The organism is Serratia sp. PL17 (assembly GCF_017832355.1).
GTDB lineage: Bacteria > Pseudomonadota > Gammaproteobacteria > Enterobacterales > Enterobacteriaceae > Serratia.
Genome location: NZ_JAFIBY010000006.1, coordinates 45,699 through 61,623, shown reverse-complemented (window position 1 = coordinate 61,623; position 15,925 = coordinate 45,699). Strand labels below are relative to the sequence as shown.

The 15,925-nt window shown below is 53.7% G+C and carries 16 protein-coding genes; 10 read left to right on the top strand and 6 right to left on the bottom strand.

The features are described 5' to 3' along the window. Window positions 1-69 precede the first annotated feature (69 nt). Window positions 70-504 carry a GNAT family N-acetyltransferase gene (locus tag JOE25_RS18690; RefSeq protein WP_209637764.1) on the bottom strand — a complete coding sequence of 145 codons (435 nt, stop codon included), beginning with the start codon at window positions 502-504 and terminating at the stop codon, window positions 70-72. Window positions 505-547: 43 nt separating this feature from the next. Beyond that, window positions 548-1,213 carry a 7-cyano-7-deazaguanine/7-aminomethyl-7-deazaguanine transporter gene (locus JOE25_RS18685; protein ID WP_209637761.1) on the bottom strand — a complete coding sequence of 222 codons (666 nt, stop codon included), beginning with the start codon at window positions 1,211-1,213 and terminating at the stop codon, window positions 548-550. Between the two features lie 409 nt (window positions 1,214-1,622). Here JOE25_RS18685 and tusA point away from each other — a divergent pair, with 409 nt between their 5' ends. After that, window positions 1,623-1,868 (top strand): sulfurtransferase TusA, encoded by a 246-nt coding sequence (gene tusA / locus JOE25_RS18680; protein WP_209637759.1) that lies wholly within the window; start codon window positions 1,623-1,625, stop codon window positions 1,866-1,868. Window positions 1,869-1,932: 64 nt separating this feature from the next. Here the strand turns inward: tusA and JOE25_RS18675 are convergent, their stop codons facing one another. Beyond that, window positions 1,933-4,248, bottom strand: coding sequence for a zinc/cadmium/mercury/lead-transporting ATPase (locus JOE25_RS18675; protein ID WP_209637757.1), 2,316 nt, complete (start codon window positions 4,246-4,248; stop codon window positions 1,933-1,935). 670 nt (window positions 4,249-4,918) lie between these two features. On the opposite strand from JOE25_RS18675, the gene JOE25_RS18670 reads away from it, so the two are divergent. Both JOE25_RS18670 and JOE25_RS18665 read left to right on the top strand, forming a co-directional pair. Then, entirely contained in the window at window positions 4,919-6,382 is a 1,464-nt protein-coding gene (locus JOE25_RS18670) for a serralysin family metalloprotease (protein ID WP_209637755.1), read from the top strand. A 55-nt stretch (window positions 6,383-6,437) separates the two neighbouring features. After that, entirely contained in the window at window positions 6,438-6,815 is a 378-nt protein-coding gene (locus JOE25_RS18665) for an AprI/Inh family metalloprotease inhibitor (RefSeq protein ID WP_209637753.1), read from the top strand. 35 nt (window positions 6,816-6,850) lie between these two features. Here the strand turns inward: JOE25_RS18665 and JOE25_RS18660 are convergent, their stop codons facing one another. Beyond that, window positions 6,851-7,477 (bottom strand): lysoplasmalogenase, encoded by a 627-nt coding sequence (locus JOE25_RS18660; protein ID WP_209637751.1) that lies wholly within the window; start codon window positions 7,475-7,477, stop codon window positions 6,851-6,853. Window positions 7,478-7,949: 472 nt separating this feature from the next. On the opposite strand from JOE25_RS18660, the gene JOE25_RS18655 reads away from it, so the two are divergent. The 3 genes from JOE25_RS18655 (at window position 7,950) to JOE25_RS18645 (ending at window position 10,316) form a co-directional block, all read left to right on the top strand. Further along, the gene (locus JOE25_RS18655) at window positions 7,950-8,597 is read left to right on the top strand and encodes a hypothetical protein (RefSeq protein WP_209637749.1); all 648 of its coding nucleotides are present in this window, start codon (window positions 7,950-7,952) and stop codon (window positions 8,595-8,597) included. Beyond that, entirely contained in the window at window positions 8,587-9,852 is a 1,266-nt protein-coding gene (locus JOE25_RS18650; protein ID WP_209637747.1) for an MFS transporter, read from the top strand. The genes JOE25_RS18655 and JOE25_RS18650 overlap by 11 nt, the downstream gene beginning before the upstream one ends. Window positions 9,853-9,950: 98 nt before the next feature. Further along, window positions 9,951-10,316: a DUF2500 domain-containing protein gene (locus JOE25_RS18645; RefSeq protein WP_209637745.1), complete on the top strand. Its 366-nt coding sequence runs from the start codon at window positions 9,951-9,953 to the stop codon at window positions 10,314-10,316. On the opposite strand, the gene JOE25_RS18640 is transcribed toward JOE25_RS18645, so the two are convergent. Both JOE25_RS18640 and rsmD read right to left on the bottom strand, forming a co-directional pair. Then, window positions 10,317-10,589: a DUF1145 family protein gene (locus tag JOE25_RS18640; RefSeq protein WP_006317223.1), complete on the bottom strand. Its 273-nt coding sequence runs from the start codon at window positions 10,587-10,589 to the stop codon at window positions 10,317-10,319. After that, on the bottom strand, window positions 10,579-11,199 hold the full coding sequence (gene rsmD, locus JOE25_RS18635) for a 16S rRNA (guanine(966)-N(2))-methyltransferase (protein ID WP_209637743.1): 621 nt from the start codon (window positions 11,197-11,199) through the stop codon (window positions 10,579-10,581). Before rsmD ends, JOE25_RS18640 begins: the two co-directional genes overlap by 11 nt. A gap of 222 nt (window positions 11,200-11,421) precedes the next feature. On the opposite strand from rsmD, the gene ftsY reads away from it, so the two are divergent. From ftsY to rpoH, 4 genes are all read left to right on the top strand, one after another. Further along, a complete protein-coding gene (ftsY, locus tag JOE25_RS18630; protein ID WP_209637740.1) occupies window positions 11,422-13,077 on the top strand; it encodes a signal recognition particle-docking protein FtsY in 1,656 nt (551 codons plus the stop codon). A gap of 5 nt (window positions 13,078-13,082) precedes the next feature. Then, on the top strand, window positions 13,083-13,754 hold the full coding sequence (gene ftsE, locus JOE25_RS18625) for a cell division ATP-binding protein FtsE (protein WP_020824813.1): 672 nt from the start codon (window positions 13,083-13,085) through the stop codon (window positions 13,752-13,754). Continuing rightward, the gene (ftsX, locus tag JOE25_RS18620; protein WP_209637738.1) at window positions 13,744-14,697 is read left to right on the top strand and encodes a permease-like cell division protein FtsX; all 954 of its coding nucleotides are present in this window, start codon (window positions 13,744-13,746) and stop codon (window positions 14,695-14,697) included. Before ftsE ends, ftsX begins: the two co-directional genes overlap by 11 nt. A 315-nt stretch (window positions 14,698-15,012) precedes the next feature. Next, entirely contained in the window at window positions 15,013-15,870 is an 858-nt protein-coding gene (rpoH, locus tag JOE25_RS18615) for an RNA polymerase sigma factor RpoH (RefSeq protein ID WP_020824815.1), read from the top strand. The last annotated feature ends 55 nt before the right edge of the window (window positions 15,871-15,925 follow it).

Sequence of the window (15,925 nt, the reverse complement as noted above, 5' to 3'; positions counted from 1 at the left end):
TTTCCTTTCAGGTAGGGTTTCACTGCCTTATCGCACCCTATTCCAGGGTGAAATGCAAGGCAGATGTTGTCACAAGGTTTTCTCAAGTAATAGCCGATAATCAGCCACTTCGCCTTTCTTTTCCAGCTGAACAATCTGATAGTGATGACTGATGAGCATCATCAGCATTGCACGGAACTGATTGCGCGTTTTTACCGCCAACAGTCGATAACCCTGAGCCCGTGCCCACTGCTCTTGCTCCACGAGTAAAGCCTGTGCGACACCATAACGGCGAAACCTCGGCAATACGCCGCCCAGCCAGCTGTAGAACACCTTTTCCTGCTGTTGATAACCGAGTTTGAACCCTGCGGGTTGGCCGTCGATCTCGGCGATCAGTGCGTTAGCCGAGGCAGATCCAATACGTTGCTGCAAATCAGCCAGACTGTGTAAGTTACCGAACTCAGGGATGCCTTGGTACAGGCGATGAATTTCTTCGAGGGTGGCGTAGCGGGTGGTCACTGTCATTGGCGGCCTCCGGGTAAGTGCAGGCCGCCAATGATAACACGGGTTAACTCGGTTGCAGGCTACCGTCGTTTTGACGTGCAGCGATGCGCTTAAGCAGCATGTTCAACAATACGCCGTACATTGGCAGGAAGAACAGCATGCAGATCAGCACTTTGAAGCTGTAATCCACCAGGGCAATTTCAACCCAGTTATTGGCCATAAAGGCGTCGCTGCTCTTGTAGAAAGCAATAAAGAAGAACGACAGGGTATCACTGATATTGCCGAGGAACATGGCCGCAGCGGGAGCAACCCACCAGGCGCTGCGTTGACGCAGGCGGTTGAATACGTGGACGTCAAGGATCTGACCGAGTACGTAAGCCATAAAGCTGGCGACGGCGATACGCGCAACAAATAGATTAAAGCTGCCCAACGCGGCAAAACCCTGCCACTCGCCCTGATAGGTCACCGTGGAGATCACGTACGAAATAAACAGCGCCGGCACCATCACCGAAAGAATGATACGCCGCGCCAGTGATGCGCCAAAAATACGTACTGTCAGATCGGTAGCCAGGAAAATAAACGGGAAGGTGAATGCACCCCAGGTGGTATGAAAGCCGAAAATGGACATCGGCAACTGCACCAGGTAGTTGCTGGAGGTAATGATGACAATATGGAACAGCGATAGCCAGACCAACGCGGTAAAGCGCTGCTGAGCAGTAAACGAATACATGTTGTAGCCTTTTTAATAATGGGGTGAGGGAACCCAAAAATGTCTTGTCTGTGCAACGAAATAAGCTGCGCGGGCGCATGATACGCGTTTGCGCAACCAATGCAACGGTTAGTGGGCCAAATAAGCGGCGAATAATGCAGCAGCACTGTGATTTGGCCCCAGCCTGAAAGGTCACGCCTCCAACAACTGTTCTCTGTGTTGTCAGGTTTGCTCATAGGCCCACTATGGGCTGCACCCTCCGCCGTGATAACGGCAGTTGGGGGCAGTGACGGCACCACATTTCATCGGGAGACGCAGCCTCTTTAACGCAAACGTTAACGCATCTTGCGCAGAAAAACTACCGGCGTAAACTAGGCGCTAATGAGATGCGGCGAGCGTTCGCCGATCGTTTTTGAACGAGAAAAAATGCATGACTGACTTATTTTCCCAGGCTGACCAGACGCTTGATGCGCTGGGATTGCGCTGTCCAGAACCGGTAATGATGGTGCGCAAAACCGTGCGCCATATGGATAACGGTGAAACCTTGTTGATTATTGCTGACGATCCGGCGACAACCCGCGACATTCCGGGGTTCTGCCGTTTTATGGAACATACGCTGGTGGCGCAGGAAACCGATAAGGCACCGTACCGCTACCTGTTACGTAAGGGCGTCTAACCTCTGCCCGGGGAATAGATGGCGTGGCCCATTCCTGGGCCACGTGGTTACAGTGTGTTATTGCCTAGTCGCGTTTCTTCAGTAGCCGCAGCGCGTTGGCGGTGACCAGCGCGGTGGCGCCAGAGTCTGCCAGTACGGCCAGCCACAGCCCGGTCAGGCCCAGCAGCGTGGTGATCAGAAATACCCCTTTCAGCCCCAATGCAATGGTGATGTTCTGCCGGATATTGGCATGCGTGGCGCGTGAGATGCGGATCATTTCCGCCACACCCAGCAGGCGATTATGAGTCAGCGCGGCATCGGCTGTTTCCAGGGCCACATCGGTACCGCTGCCCATCGCGATGCCAATGCTGGAGGCTTTCATCGCCGGGGCATCGTTGATGCCGTCGCCGATCATCGCTGTTGGACGCAATTCGCTCAGTTCCGTCACTGCCTTCACTTTATCTTCCGGCAACAATCCAGCCCGGTAATCCAGCCCAAGCTCAGAGGCAATTGCCGCCGCCGCACGTGGATTATCGCCGGTTAACATGACCCCGTTGATCCCCAATGCATTCAGTTCGGCAATCGCCTGTTTGGCGTCGCTGCGCAAGGTGTCGCGTAGCGCCAACAGGCCGATAGGGACACCCTCTTCCAGTACCACCACCGCTGTCTTACCGGCATTTTCCAGCCGCTCCACCTGCTGGATACCCTGTTGTTGCAGCAAACCTGCGGCCAGCTTGGCAGGTGCGCTGATCAGCAGGGTTTTACCGTCGACAATACCTTCTACCCCTACGCCAGCCAATGCTCGACGGCCTTGTGCCAGTGGCAGAGGCGCACCGTATTGCTCGGCGCGTTTGATAATTGCTTGCGCCAACGGGTGATGGGAACCTGCTTCAACCGCAGCGGCAAGGGTCAGTAATTGTTGTTCACTGATGCCGTTGAGCGGGAGTACATCGGTGACTGTGGGTTTGCCTTCAGTCAGCGTGCCGGTTTTATCGAAAGCAATGGTTTGTACCTGGCCCAATTGTTCCAACGCCGCACCGCCTTTAATCAGCGCACCACGGCGGGTGGCGGCGGCCAGCCCGGATGTGATCGCCGCCGGGGTGGAGATCACCAGTGCACAAGGACAACCGATCAGCAGCAGGGTCAGGCCACGATAAATCCAGGTATCCCAGGGTTGTGAATACATTAACGGTGGTACCAGGATCACTGCGATAGCCAGCAGCATGATAGCTGGGGTGTAGTACCGGCTGAAACGATCGAGGAAACGCTCGATCGGTGCTCGGCGTTCTTCAGCTTCTTCAATCAGTTGCAGAATGCGGTCGATGGCGTTTTTGCCAGGTTCAGAAACCACTTTCATCTGCGCGGCCTGATCGACCGACAAACTGCCCGCAGCGACTTTTTGACCCTGCTGGCGTTCGACGGGCACCGACTCGCCGGTCAGGGCGCTTTCGTCGAAGCTGGCGAACGCATTGATCAGTTCGGCATCTGCCGGCAGGCGGCCACCGGGGGCAATTTCAATCACATCGCCAGGGCGTAGGCTGGATACCGGTACCCGTTTGCGCTGCGTGCCTTGAAGCAGCAGGGCGTCTTCCGGTACCAATTCCATCAGTGCTTTCACGCCGCGGCGCGCGCGGTTAGCGGCATAGGACTCCAGCATTTCACCGACCATAAACAGCAGCAGCACCATCGCCGCTTCGGCCGTTGCACCGATAAACAGTGCTCCGATGGCGGCCACGCTCATCAGCGTTTCAATGGCAAATGGCGTACCGGAGCGGATCAGTCGAACCGCTTTGGTCGCGACCGGTGCCAGACCTACCAATGTGGTGGCTATAAAAGCAATGCGGCTCAGTTCAGGGTTGACCATGCTGAGCGCCCAACTGACGATCATCAGCGTGGTAAGCAGCAGTAGCGGACCGAACTCGCCAAGGCGCGACGATTTTGGCTGTTCGGCTTGGGCTGTTTGCGCCCCGAGCAGGGTAAATCCGGCTTGTTTTACCGCGTCCTGAATACGCAGGCTAATATCGGATTGCGCGTCGACAACCAATTTTTCTGTGGCGAACAGCACGCGAGCGTTGTCGACGCCGGGGATGGCGGTCACCGCGTTTTCAATTTTTTTGGCGCAGCTTGGGCAGTCCATACCTGTAACTTTCCAGCTATAGCGCTGACTTCCGGAGAGAGGGGCGGCAGCTAGCCTGTCACTTTCCTCATCCGGATCCTCATGATCTTCCGTGCTGCAACTTCCAGCGCCATGATCATGTGCGTGCGTATGTCCGCTGTGGCTGTCGCCACTCTGTTTTTCACTGCTGCAACCGTGCTGGGTTTTACTGTGGCTGTGATTGCACCCACAACCGCCTTCCGCATGATGGTGTTCTTGATGATTATGGTTTTCATGGTGAGTCATAGCGTCCCCCTCCGGGCCGTTAATGAAGTTCATTGGGCAGACTCTACACCCTGGAGCCAACTCCAGAGTCAAGCAGGGGATGAGAATTATTGCTAACTGTGAGACGGAGGGGGTTTTTACGTCAGTGACGTACGTTTCAACGTATTGACTGGCTTAATAAGCACATTTCGGTCTGGTGAAACACGGCCGTTAGTCAAAATAAGAAAATGTTATTCCTATACAAACTAAAAAGTCCCGCCGGCTAATAATAAAGAGTTATTAATCTATAACTCTTTAGCTAAATTTAACTTTATGTCACTTAAATGCCAGCACGATCCGCTTGAACCTACAGGCCGCATTTTTGTTGAAGTTTGTTGCCAACTTATGAAGTTTAAGTTTCATTTACATTGTAAATAACGGTAAAAACCAGCATAACTCTCCTTCGTTACATGAATATATAGCTGATTATTTTATGTTCAGTTTCCAACCCCTGCCTATAATTGGAATCGATTACCATTTATGGCGGTAATCTTATTTGCTGATATATATGCATTAATTCTGTCTAACACACTGCCGGTAACGGCGCATAAGTCCCTTCCCGCTAGTTGCCGGATCGTTCTCCGTCGCTGGCGGGCAGGTTATGTCTATCTGTCTGATTGATAACGATCAGCTAATGAGTGGAATCGAACCAATGCAATCTACTAAAAAGGCAATTGAAGTTACTGAATCGGCTCTCGCGGCGACCGGCTCCGGCTATAATGCTGTAGACGATCTGTTGCATTACCACGAACGTGGCAACGGGATTCAGGTTAATGGCAAGGACTCATTTTCTACCGAACAAGCTGGGCTGTTTATTACCCGCACCAACCAAACCTGGAACGGTTATAAAGTTTTTGACCAGTCGGTTAAATTAACTTTCTCTTTCCCGGACTATAAATTCTCTTCCACCAACGTTGCCGGCGATACCGGGCTGAGCAAGTTCAGCGCGGAACAGCAGCAGCAGGCCAAACTGTCGCTGCAGTCGTGGTCTGACGTGGCCAATATCACTTTTACTGAAGTTGCCGCCGGCCAAAAGGCCAATATCACGTTTGGCAACTACAGCCAGGATCGCCCTGGTCATTACGACTACGGCACGCAGGCGTATGCGTTCTTGCCGAACACGATCTACCAAGGGCAGGATCTGGGTGGTCAGACTTGGTACAACGTCAACCAGTCCAACGTTAAGCATCCCGCCAGCGAAGATTATGGCCGCCAGACGTTTACTCACGAGATTGGCCATGCATTGGGCCTGAGCCATCCGGGTGATTACAACGCCGGAGAAGGCAATCCAACCTATAACAACGCCAGTTATGCCGAGGATACTCGCGGGTTCAGTCTGATGAGCTACTGGAGTGAAACCAATACCGGCGGTGATAACGGCGGTCACTACGCTGCGGCACCGTTGCTGGATGACATTTCAGCCATTCAGCACCTGTATGGCGCTAACCTGTCGACCCGTACCGGTGACACGGTGTATGGCTTCAACTCCAATACCGGCCGTGATTTCCTCAGTACGACCAGCAATTCGCAAAAAGTGATCTTTGCGGCCTGGGATGCGGGTGGTAATGACACCTTCGATTTCTCCGGTTACACCGCCAATCAGCGCATTAACCTGAACGAAAAGTCTTTCTCCGACGTGGGCGGGCTGAAAGGTAACGTGTCTATCGCCGCCGGCGTGACGATTGAAAATGCGATTGGTGGCTCGGGCAATGATGTGATCGTCGGCAATGCGGCCAACAACGTGCTGAAAGGCGGCGCGGGCAACGACATTCTGTTCGGCGGTGGTGGGGCCGATGAGCTGTGGGGCGGTGCGGGCAAGGATATTTTTGTCTTCTCTGCGGTCAGCGACTCTACGCCAGGTGCGTCTGACTGGATCAAGGACTTCCAGAAAGGTATCGATAAGATCGATCTGTCATTCTTCAATCAGGGTGTATCGAGCAGCGATCAGATCCACTTTGTTGATCATTTCAGCGGCGCAGCGGGCGAAGCTTTACTGTCCTACAATGCGTCAAATAACGTCAGCGATCTGGCATTGAACATCGGTGGCCATCAGGCACCGGACTTCCTGGTGAAGATCGTGGGCCAGGTAGACGTTGCCACTGACTTTATCGTGTAACAGTGAAGATAATAGCGCCCGGCGCACTCTGGCCGGGCGTTATGCAGGAGTCGATATGAAAGGCAGCTTAGCCTGTGCCGCCGCGATGGCGGGGGGCATGATTGTTACGGGGACCGTTATGGCCAGCAGTTTAGTTCTTCCCACCGCGCAGTCTTTGGCGGGGCAGTGGCAAGTCGCCGATGCTGAACACCAGTGTCAGATCGCGTTTTTAGCCAGCGAGCAGAGTGAAACCAACGGCTACCAATTGGTGGATCGGCAGGGGTGTTTGAAAAAGGTGCTTACGGCTGAGGTTGTAGGTTGGCGCCCTGCGCCCGATGGTATCGCTTTGCTGCAGGCGGACGGCAGCACATTGGTCTTCTTCTCGCGAGACGGGGATATTTATCGTAATCAACTCGGTGCAGATGACGGTTTGACGCTGAAGGCGTTGGCATAATACAGCGGGTTCGATAGCCGAACCCGCCCTGAGCATTACAGGTACAACGAACGTACGATCAGGAAATGGCCGGAAAAGTAGCAGAATGCCACGAGCGCATCCGCTGCACGGAAGGTAAAGCGATAGCGATTAATCAACCACACGATGTTGGCAAGCAGCAGGAGAGAGGTGCCGGCCAGCAGAGAGAAACCGAAATCTGTGCTGCGCATAAAGTATTGTTCACCTGCCAACCACACCATCAGCAGCGTCATTGCGACCAACGTGGCGATAGGCCAGCGCATTTCTTCCAGTCGGGTCCAGATGGTTGCCAATAACAGCATGCCGATTACCAGCAATGCCAACGGCAGCGGCCAAAACAGACTGAAGGTCATCTGACTCGCGAAACTCAGGGTATAGAGTAAGTTAGACAGGAAAAAAGCCCCGATGGCGTAGAGCACGCGCTCTCGCGGCAACAACAACAGGGCGTCGCCGATCAGTGTTGCCACCAGACCCAGGACAATCAGATAGCCTGCGGCACCCAGTACTGGCGCTTGCCAGGCCAAAAGCAGCAGTAATAGCAGGGTAACCGGTTTAAACACCCAGCGTTGCCAGCGCGGCCCGCGGTAGGAGGCATCGACGAACAGCCAACCGGAAAAGAATACGGCAAGGAACGGCCAACTCATTATGTCTTCCTTATTCATTATGGGAGCCGCAGCATCCGGCTCTAAATTGTCACCAGTGTCACTTCCTGATTGCAGTGTAGGCAGCACGGCTGCAATCGACAATGCTTTCTTGCGAGTGAAGGGTAACTCATCTGGCGTGATCAGGAATGATCTATAGCGAAGGTGCATCAGGAAAATGGCACCTATTGCGCGTATTTGTCCCCTTGGAAAGTGGTGCTTTATAACAAGACCTCAGATGACCCGACCGAATCATAAGAAAATAGAATATATCAGTGATGGCGCTGCTCGCGGAAGGGTTCCGAGGTGTTGGGAACTAAAACAAAAAAATAAATCAAACGTGGATATTGCTTAAAACTTATTAAATTAATAAACATTGTTTACATTTTTAATGCTTAGTTAACATTCTTTTTGCCCCGTTACGGCGGAGATTGAACAGGAGGTTAATGGGCTACTGGGTCGGGAGCGGCTGGTATTGGCCGACTCGCCCGAGAGTTATCAGCGTTCGCATATCGATTGGCCCTTGGTACCGCATTATGCTCAGTTATTATTGCCTGGCTGCGGGGGGAGTGTGGCCGCTGAAAAACGTTATCCCGTGGGGCGTGCCCGCTTACATTGCAAGGCTGGTCGCCTGACGGTAGAGGACATGGAGGGTGCTTTTCACGAGGACTTGCTTTGTGTCAACAGCACTGCGCTGCATCAATTGCTGTTTCAACTGGCGGGAGATATGTTGCCACGCCACGAGCCACGCCGCATTCGCGTGAACCGTACCCTATACAAGCGGCGCACCTGGGCGTTTAACATCGGTGGGTGGCCTGAAGCAGTTTCCGATGAGTTTCTGGCGTTTATCCAGTGGCGTGAATGGCAGCAGCAACAGGCACTACCGCGTTGGGTATTCATCAAGTGTGACAGCGAACCTAAACCTTTATTTATCGATTTCGATAATCCGCTTTCTTTAGACACGCTGACGACGGCGCTGAAAAAAGCACGGGTGATTCACGTATCGGAAATGCTGCCGACACCTGATGAGCTATGGCTCAATGATGCTCGTGGCCGCGTCTGTTGCGAGATACGTACCACATTCTCCCCCATTAAGCAGGAGGCTTCTGAGAATGCCAAATGAACAGGTTTCTAGCGTAGCGGTACAGGAAGCGAAAAAAAGCTTCGCCATGCTGTTCTTAACGATTTTTATCCCCTTCGGTATGGGCCATTTTATCTCTTACCTGTACCGTACCGTGAACGCCGTGATTTATAACGACCTTGCCAATGAGTTACACCTGCCGGCGGAAAGTTTGGGGGTGTTGACCGGGGTCTATTTCCTCACGTTCGCCGCGGCTCAATTGCCCCTTGGTGTGATGCTGGATCGCTATGGTCCCCGGTCGGTGCAAAGCCCGATGCTGTTGATCGCGGCTGCCGGCTCAGTGATTTTTGCAATGTCACATAGCGAGGCGGGGTTGCTGATTGGGCGTGGTTTGATCGGTTTGGGGGTTGCCGGTTCCCTGATGAGTGCCATCAAGGCATGCTCAATCTGGCTGCCGGTAGACAGGCTGCCACTCAGTACCGCCTGTCTACTTTCTGTTGGCGGTTTGGGAGCCATGGCGTCGACGACGCCGTTGCATGCAGCGTTAACGTGGATTACCTGGAGAGAAGCATTCCTGCTGTTGGCTGTATTAACCGTATTGGTGAGTGCGGTGATTCATTTTTCGGTACGTGGTGCCTTTACCCCGAAAAATACGCGTTTTAGCGATATGTGTCGCGAAGTGGGACGCTTATATCGCTCATGGACTTTCTGGCGATTAGGGCTCTATTCGGTGTTTGCCCACGCGACTTACATGGCGATCTTGGCGCTTTGGATGGGCCCTTGGCTACACGATGTTGCTGGCCTGAGCAATGCACAAATGGCCAATGCATTGATGCTAGGTACGGTCGCTATGGTTGCAGGATCACTCAGTTTTGGCTGGTTGACGGATTACCTGCGTAAATATGCCGTGCAGCCGATTATGATCTGTGGCTACGGCGTAGCGATTTTTGTGCTGTTTCAGGTGCTGATGTTAAGCGGGATTTCCGTATCACCTTATGTAATCACGATGGGATTCAGTTTCTTTGGTACGGCAGCGACCATGAACTATGCCATTGTGGCTAAGTCCGTCGAACCTGCGCTAGCTGGCCGGGTAAGCGCTTCATTTAATCTGGTTGTCTTCGTGTTGGCATTTGTCGTGCAATGGCTGGTGGGCGCGGTGATCGGCAATTGGGCTACGGTGGCTGGTAGCTACCCGGTGGTCGCTTACCAGTGGTCGTTGGCCTTATTGATCGCGCTGCAATTGCCCGGTTTGCTGCTGTGGCTAACCTTTAAACCCTGGAAACTCACGCGCGCTTAATGTGTCTGGTGAGGTAATGACAAAAAACGGGTGGCACTCCAACGTGAAAGTTGTTGTTATGGTTATGCTGATACAGCCAACAGGGAATAGAAATTAGGATGAGCAAACCGCCACTGTTTTTTATTGCTGTGATTGCATTGATCGCTGTGCTGGCGACACAGCGCTATTTTCATCAGCGCCGGCTGGAAGCGGAGAACGATCGCGCATCGGTGCGCAATCTGCAGGTCATCGTGAGCGATAAGCACGAATTTCCCGTCGCCAAGACCCGCTCGCCACAGCGTGAAACCATGGTCAACGAACCAATGCACTATGAAGTTGTGTTCAGCCCATTGGATGGCGGTGAGGCGATTCGGCTACGGTTGAAACAGTGGCAATACAATCCGATCGAAAAGGGCACGCAGGGCATGCTGAGCATGCAAGGAACGCGTTACCTCTCCTTTACCGCCCAGCCTGCGCCGCAATAACTATTTTCTTTTGATGGGGGGCTGTTTTTTCTGCCAGGCCAGAAGCTCGAAAACGCCAAAGATGAAGATCTTGGCTTCCTGCCAGTAGCTTATCGGTTGATCTTTCGGTTGAGTGGACTTCAACAAAACTAATTGCAGCCCGTGCATCACCACCATAAAGAACAGCGCCACGTCGATGAAGTACTTCAGCGGCTTGGGAAAAGGGTGGAACAGATTGGAGAGCAGAAAGCCCCACACGCACAGCATCAGCAGGCGACCCAGATTAATCAGCATTGTCGGTTTTCTCTTGCGAACGGATATAAAGACGGTAAGCCACCTGACCGGCGACTTTTTCACGGTGTAGCTGCCAATTGGCCGGGACGTCAGTTGCGGCGCTTTCGGCTTCGGCTTCTACGTAAATCCAGGCCTCATCGGCCAGCCAGCCTTGGTGCTCCAGCAGCGCAATAGTTTCAGCCAACAGCCCTTTGCGAAACGGCGGATCGAGGAACACCACGTCAAAGGGTTGGGCATTGCGTGCCAGCCAGGTCAGGGCGTTAGTGTTGACCACATCGCCTTTCCCTTGCAGCAGCGCCAGATTTTTCTCCAGTTGTTGTGCCACTGGGCGTTCGAACTCCAACAAGGTGACGCTGCCGGCATAGCGCGATAAGGCTTCCAGCCCGAGTGCACCGCTACCGGCAAAACAATCCAGGCAGCGTGCGCCCTGGATCACCGGTGCCAGCCAGTTGAACAGAGTTTCACGAACGCGATCGGTTGTCGGGCGCAGCCCCGGGCTGTTCGGTACGGGCAGTTTTCGTCCGCGCCATTGGCCACCGATAATACGGATCTGCCCGGCCGCAGCCTGGGACGGTTTTTTTGCCGATGCCCGTGGCGATATTCTTGTCATAGGTTTGCTTTATTTCTTTCTATGGCCGCGAGGCCGCATGATTTAACGAAAAGTTGTCTCTATTCTACCGGTGAGACGCGCCGGGGGAAACGGTAAAACTTTGTTGCCTGATTTCACAGCGGAAAGCATACCGGATGCGTGTTGCTGCGCGAGGGAAAGTGATAGACTCGGCGGAATAATTATCAGTATAAGCAAGCCTTCGGTACGGAGTAGAGTCATAACATGGCAAAAGATAAGAAACGCGGATTTTTCTCCTGGCTGGGCTTTGGCCAGAAGGAAGAAGAGCAACAGCAACCTGAGACGTCGGTAGAACCGGCGGATAATCAGGCCGTGGAGACGCCGGCTGAACCGGTTGCCCCCAAGCTGGATGACCAGCTCCCCGCCCAGGAATCTGAACCTGCCGCTTCCGTAGATACCCCAGGAGAATGGGACGGTAGCCTGACCGGTGAACATATAGCAGAAAGCGTGCCGGTTGTTGCCGAGCACCCTGCACCGGCAGACACGTTGGCGGAAGACATTGTTACCGTTACTGAACAGGTGGCCTTAGAACAGAAGTCGGCAGCAGTAGAAGAGACCGCAGAGCCGATTACTGACGTTGAGCCAGAACCGGTTGCAGTGGTTGTACCTGAGCCGGTGATTGTGTCTGAACCCGAAGTGGTTGAGCCTGAGCCGGTTATCGAGGTTGCGCCGGACGTGGTCGAGCCTGAACCGGTTATCGAGATTGCGCCGGACGTGGTTGAGCCTGAGCCGGTTATCGAGATTGCGCCGGACGTGGTTGAACCGGAGCCCGTTGTTGAGGTTAAGCCGGAAGTGACTGCATCGGAGCCAGAGCCTTTACCGGCTAAGGTGGCTTTGGAGCCGATTATCGCCGCCCCGGTCGTTGCAGAAGACGTTGAAGAAGAAAAAGAACCTGAGCTGCAGGCACCTGTAGTGACTCAGGAGCAAGAACGCCCGACCAAAGAAGGCTTCTTTGCCCGCCTGAAACGCAGCCTGGTAAAAACCAAGCAAAATTTGGGTTCAGGCTTCATCGGCCTGTTCCGCGGCAAGAAAATCGACGACGATCTCTTTGAAGAATTGGAAGAGCAATTGTTGGTGGCCGACGTTGGCGTGGAAACCACGCGTAAAATCATTACATCCCTGACTCAACATGCCAGCCGCAAGCAACTGAAAGACGCCGAGGCGTTGTACGGTAAGTTGAAGGAGGAAATGTCTGAAATTCTGGCTAAAGTTGATCAGCCACTGGATGTTGGCGGTAAAAACCCGTATGTCATTCTGATGGTTGGGGTGAACGGCGTCGGTAAAACCACCACTATCGGTAAACTGGCTCGCCAATTCCAGGCTGAAGGCAAATCGGTGATGCTGGCGGCAGGGGATACCTTCCGTGCGGCGGCCGTGGAGCAACTTCAGGTGTGGGGTGAACGTAACCGTATTCCGGTTGTGGCGCAGCATACTGGCGCGGACTCTGCCTCGGTGATTTACGATGCCGTGCAGGCCGCCAAAGCCCGTGGTATCGACGTACTGCTTGCCGATACGGCGGGGCGTTTGCAGAACAAAGCGCACCTGATGGAAGAGCTGAAGAAGATCGTCCGCGTCATGAAAAAACTGGACGACCAGGCCCCCCATGAGGTTATGCTGACTCTAGATGCCAGCACCGGACAGAATGCTGTCAGCCAGGCGAAATTATTTAATGAAGCCGTGGGCTTAACCGGTATCACACTGACTAAATTGGACGGTACCGCCAAGGGCGGGGTGATCTTCGCCATTGCCGATCAATTCTCTATCCCGATTCGTTACATCGGCGTTGGGGAAGGCATCGAAGATTTGCGGCCGTTTAAGGCTGACGATTTTATTGAGGCACTTTTTGCCCGAGAGGATTAATACGGATGATTCGCTTTGAACAGGTCAGTAAAGCTTATCTGGGCGGACGGCAGGCACTGCAGGGGGTAGATTTCCATCTGCGCCCGGCAGAGATGGCGTTTCTGACCGGCCATTCCGGCGCGGGTAAAAGTACCCTGCTTAAACTGATTTGTGGTATCGAAAGGCCAAGCGCCGGCCATATCTGGTTTGGTGGGCACGACATCAGTCGGTTAAAAAACCGTGAGGTGCCGTTCCTGCGCCGCCAGATCGGCATGATTTTCCAGGATCACCATCTGCTGCTGGATCGCACGGTGTATGACAACGTGGCAATGCCACTGATCATCGCGGGTGCCAGCACCGAAGACATTCGCCGCCGCGTTTCCGCTGCGTTGGATAAGGTTGGGCTGTTGGATAAGGCGAAAAACTTCCCCATTCAACTTTCGGGTGGTGAACAACAACGTGTGGGCATCGCCCGTGCGGTGGTGAACAAGCCTGCCGTGCTGTTGGCGGATGAGCCAACCGGTAACCTGGACGATGCGCTGTCTGAAGGCATTCTGCGTCTGTTTGAGGAGTTTAACCGTGTCGGCGTTACCGTACTGATGGCCACCCACGATACCGGGCTGATTGCTCGTCGCAATTACCGTATTCTGCGTCTGAGTCAGGGCCGCATGGCTGGAGGAGCGCATCATGGCGAATAATGCAAAAACCGCCAAGAGCAAAGCGCTGCGCGGCGGCTGGCGTGAACAATGGCGCTACGCGTGGATGAACGCCATCAAGGATATGCTGCGTCAGCCGTTGGCGACGTTGCTGACGGTAATGGTGATCGCCATTTCCCTGACGTTACCGAGTGTGTGCTACATCGTGTGGAAAAACGTCAGCACCGCGGCGACCCAGTGGTACCCAACGCCGCAGTTGACGGTGTATCTGGATAAATCCCTCGATGACGACGCGGCGGTGAAAGTGCTCGACGCCATCAAGGCGGAAGCCGGCGTAGAGAAAGTGAATTACCTGTCGCGTGAAGAGGCCCGGGGCGAATTCCGCAACTGGTCCGGCTTTGGCGGCGCACTGGATATGCTGGAAGAGAACCCATTGCCGGCGGTCGCGATTATCACGCCGAAAATGAGCTTCCAAAGTTCAGATACCCTTAATACCCTGCGCGATCGCGTGGCAGCGGTACAGGGTGTGGATGAAGTGCGGATGGATGACAGCTGGTTTGCCCGTCTGGCCGCACTGACCGGGCTGGTGGGGCAAGTGGCCGCGATGATCGGCGTGCTGATGATTGTGGCGGTCTTCCTGGTGATCGGCAACAGCGTGCGGTTGAGCATCTTCAGCCGTCGCGACACCATAAACGTGATGAAACTGATCGGCGCGACCGACGGCTTTATTCTGCGGCCGTTCCTGAATGGCGGTGCGATGCTGGGTTTCTTCGGCGCATTGCTGTCGCTGTTCTTGTCCGGTGCGATGGTGTGGCGGTTGGAGTCGGTAGTGACCGGCGTGGCCAAGGTCTTTGGTACCACCTTTACGTTACACGGTTTAGGTTGGGATGAAGCCTTGTTGCTGCTGATTGTCTCTGCGATGATCGGCTGGATCGCCGCCTGGTTAGCCACCGTGCAACATTTACGTCGATTTACACCACAATAACGTTTTTTTGGTATACTCTTCTTCTGCTGCTCTGAGCGTGTTGCGGGAGAAGAGTTACCGACAATAACTTAAGCATCATCCAGTCTCTTCTTTGCGCACAAATTCCCTATCGGCTTAAGTCTTCGTCACGTATTGTCATGCACAGCGTGATCGAAAAACTGTGAACTAATAGGGCGGAACGCGGTCAAAATCTGCAGCAAAATGTTATGGTGCCCGGCGTGTGGACCGCTTTTGCAATAGCAACTGCCGTAGAATCAATCATTTACCCGCCGTGATAATCACCTGCATGACCTGTTTTTTCAAGAGAGGGTTTGAATGACCAAAGAAATGCAAACTTTAGCTTTAGTGCCCCAGGGCAGTTTGGAAGCCTATATTCGGGCCGCCAACACCTATCCTATGCTGACGGCAGAGGAAGAGCGGGAGCTGGCTGAACGGCTGCATTATCAGGGCGATCTGGAAGCCGCTAAGCAGCTGATCCTGTCTCACCTGCGCTTTGTCGCTCATATTGCCCGGAATTATTCTGGTTATGGCTTGCCGCAGGCGGACTTGATCCAGGAAGGTAATATCGGCCTGATGAAAGCTGTTCGCCGCTTCAACCCAGAGGTTGGGGTGCGTTTGGTTTCCTTTGCTGTGCACTGGATCAAGGCAGAAATTCACGAGTACGTACTGCGTAACTGGCGTATCGTCAAAGTTGCCACGACTAAGGCTCAGCGTAAGCTGTTCTTTAACCTGCGTAAAACCAAGCAGCGTTTGGGCTGGTTCAATCAGGATGAAGTGGAACTGGTGGCCCGTGAATTGGGTGTGACCAGTAAAGACGTGCGTGAGATGGAATCCCGCATGGCGGCGCAGGATATGACTTTCGATCCAACACCGGATGATGAAGCCCGTGATGGTCAATCGATGGCACCTGTGCTGTACCTGCAGGATAAAAGCTCGGACTTCGCCGAGGGTATCGAGGAAGATAACTGGGAAAGCAACGCAGCAGACAAACTGGCCTACGCGCTGGAAGGTCTGGACGAGCGTAGCCAGCATATCATCCGCGCCCGTTGGTTGGATGACGACAACAAGTCTACGCTGCAAGAGCTGGCCGATCAGTACGGCGTTTCCGCTGAACGTGTGCGTCAGCTAGAAAAGAACGCCATGAAGAAACTGAAAATGGCGATCGAAGCCTAATTCCGCATAAGCGTTAAAAAGCCCGGCTAGCCGGGCTTTTTTGTGCCTGAAATTT

Bases quoted from the DNA above. Each gene is read 5' to 3' on its own strand.
- JOE25_RS18690 (WP_209637764.1), bottom strand. From the start codon at position 504: ATGACAGTGACCACCCGCTACGCCACCCTCGAAGAAATTCATCGCCTG.
- JOE25_RS18685 (WP_209637761.1), bottom strand. From the start codon at position 1,213: ATGTATTCGTTTACTGCTCAGCAGCGCTTTACCGCGTTGGTCTGGCTA.
- tusA (WP_209637759.1), top strand. From the start codon at position 1,623: ATGACTGACTTATTTTCCCAGGCTGACCAGACGCTTGATGCGCTGGGA.
- JOE25_RS18675 (WP_209637757.1), bottom strand. From the start codon at position 4,248: ATGACTCACCATGAAAACCATAATCATCAAGAACACCATCATGCGGAA.
- JOE25_RS18670 (WP_209637755.1), top strand. From the start codon at position 4,919: ATGCAATCTACTAAAAAGGCAATTGAAGTTACTGAATCGGCTCTCGCG.
- JOE25_RS18665 (WP_209637753.1), top strand. From the start codon at position 6,438: ATGAAAGGCAGCTTAGCCTGTGCCGCCGCGATGGCGGGGGGCATGATT.
- JOE25_RS18660 (WP_209637751.1), bottom strand. From the start codon at position 7,477: ATGAGTTGGCCGTTCCTTGCCGTATTCTTTTCCGGTTGGCTGTTCGTC.
- JOE25_RS18650 (WP_209637747.1), top strand. From the start codon at position 8,587: ATGCCAAATGAACAGGTTTCTAGCGTAGCGGTACAGGAAGCGAAAAAA.
- JOE25_RS18645 (WP_209637745.1), top strand. From the start codon at position 9,951: ATGAGCAAACCGCCACTGTTTTTTATTGCTGTGATTGCATTGATCGCT.
- JOE25_RS18640 (WP_006317223.1), bottom strand. From the start codon at position 10,589: ATGCTGATTAATCTGGGTCGCCTGCTGATGCTGTGCGTGTGGGGCTTT.
- rsmD (WP_209637743.1), bottom strand. From the start codon at position 11,199: ATGACAAGAATATCGCCACGGGCATCGGCAAAAAAACCGTCCCAGGCT.
- ftsY (WP_209637740.1), top strand. From the start codon at position 11,422: ATGGCAAAAGATAAGAAACGCGGATTTTTCTCCTGGCTGGGCTTTGGC.
- ftsE (WP_020824813.1), top strand. From the start codon at position 13,083: ATGATTCGCTTTGAACAGGTCAGTAAAGCTTATCTGGGCGGACGGCAG.
- ftsX (WP_209637738.1), top strand. From the start codon at position 13,744: ATGGCGAATAATGCAAAAACCGCCAAGAGCAAAGCGCTGCGCGGCGGC.
- rpoH (WP_020824815.1), top strand. From the start codon at position 15,013: ATGACCAAAGAAATGCAAACTTTAGCTTTAGTGCCCCAGGGCAGTTTG.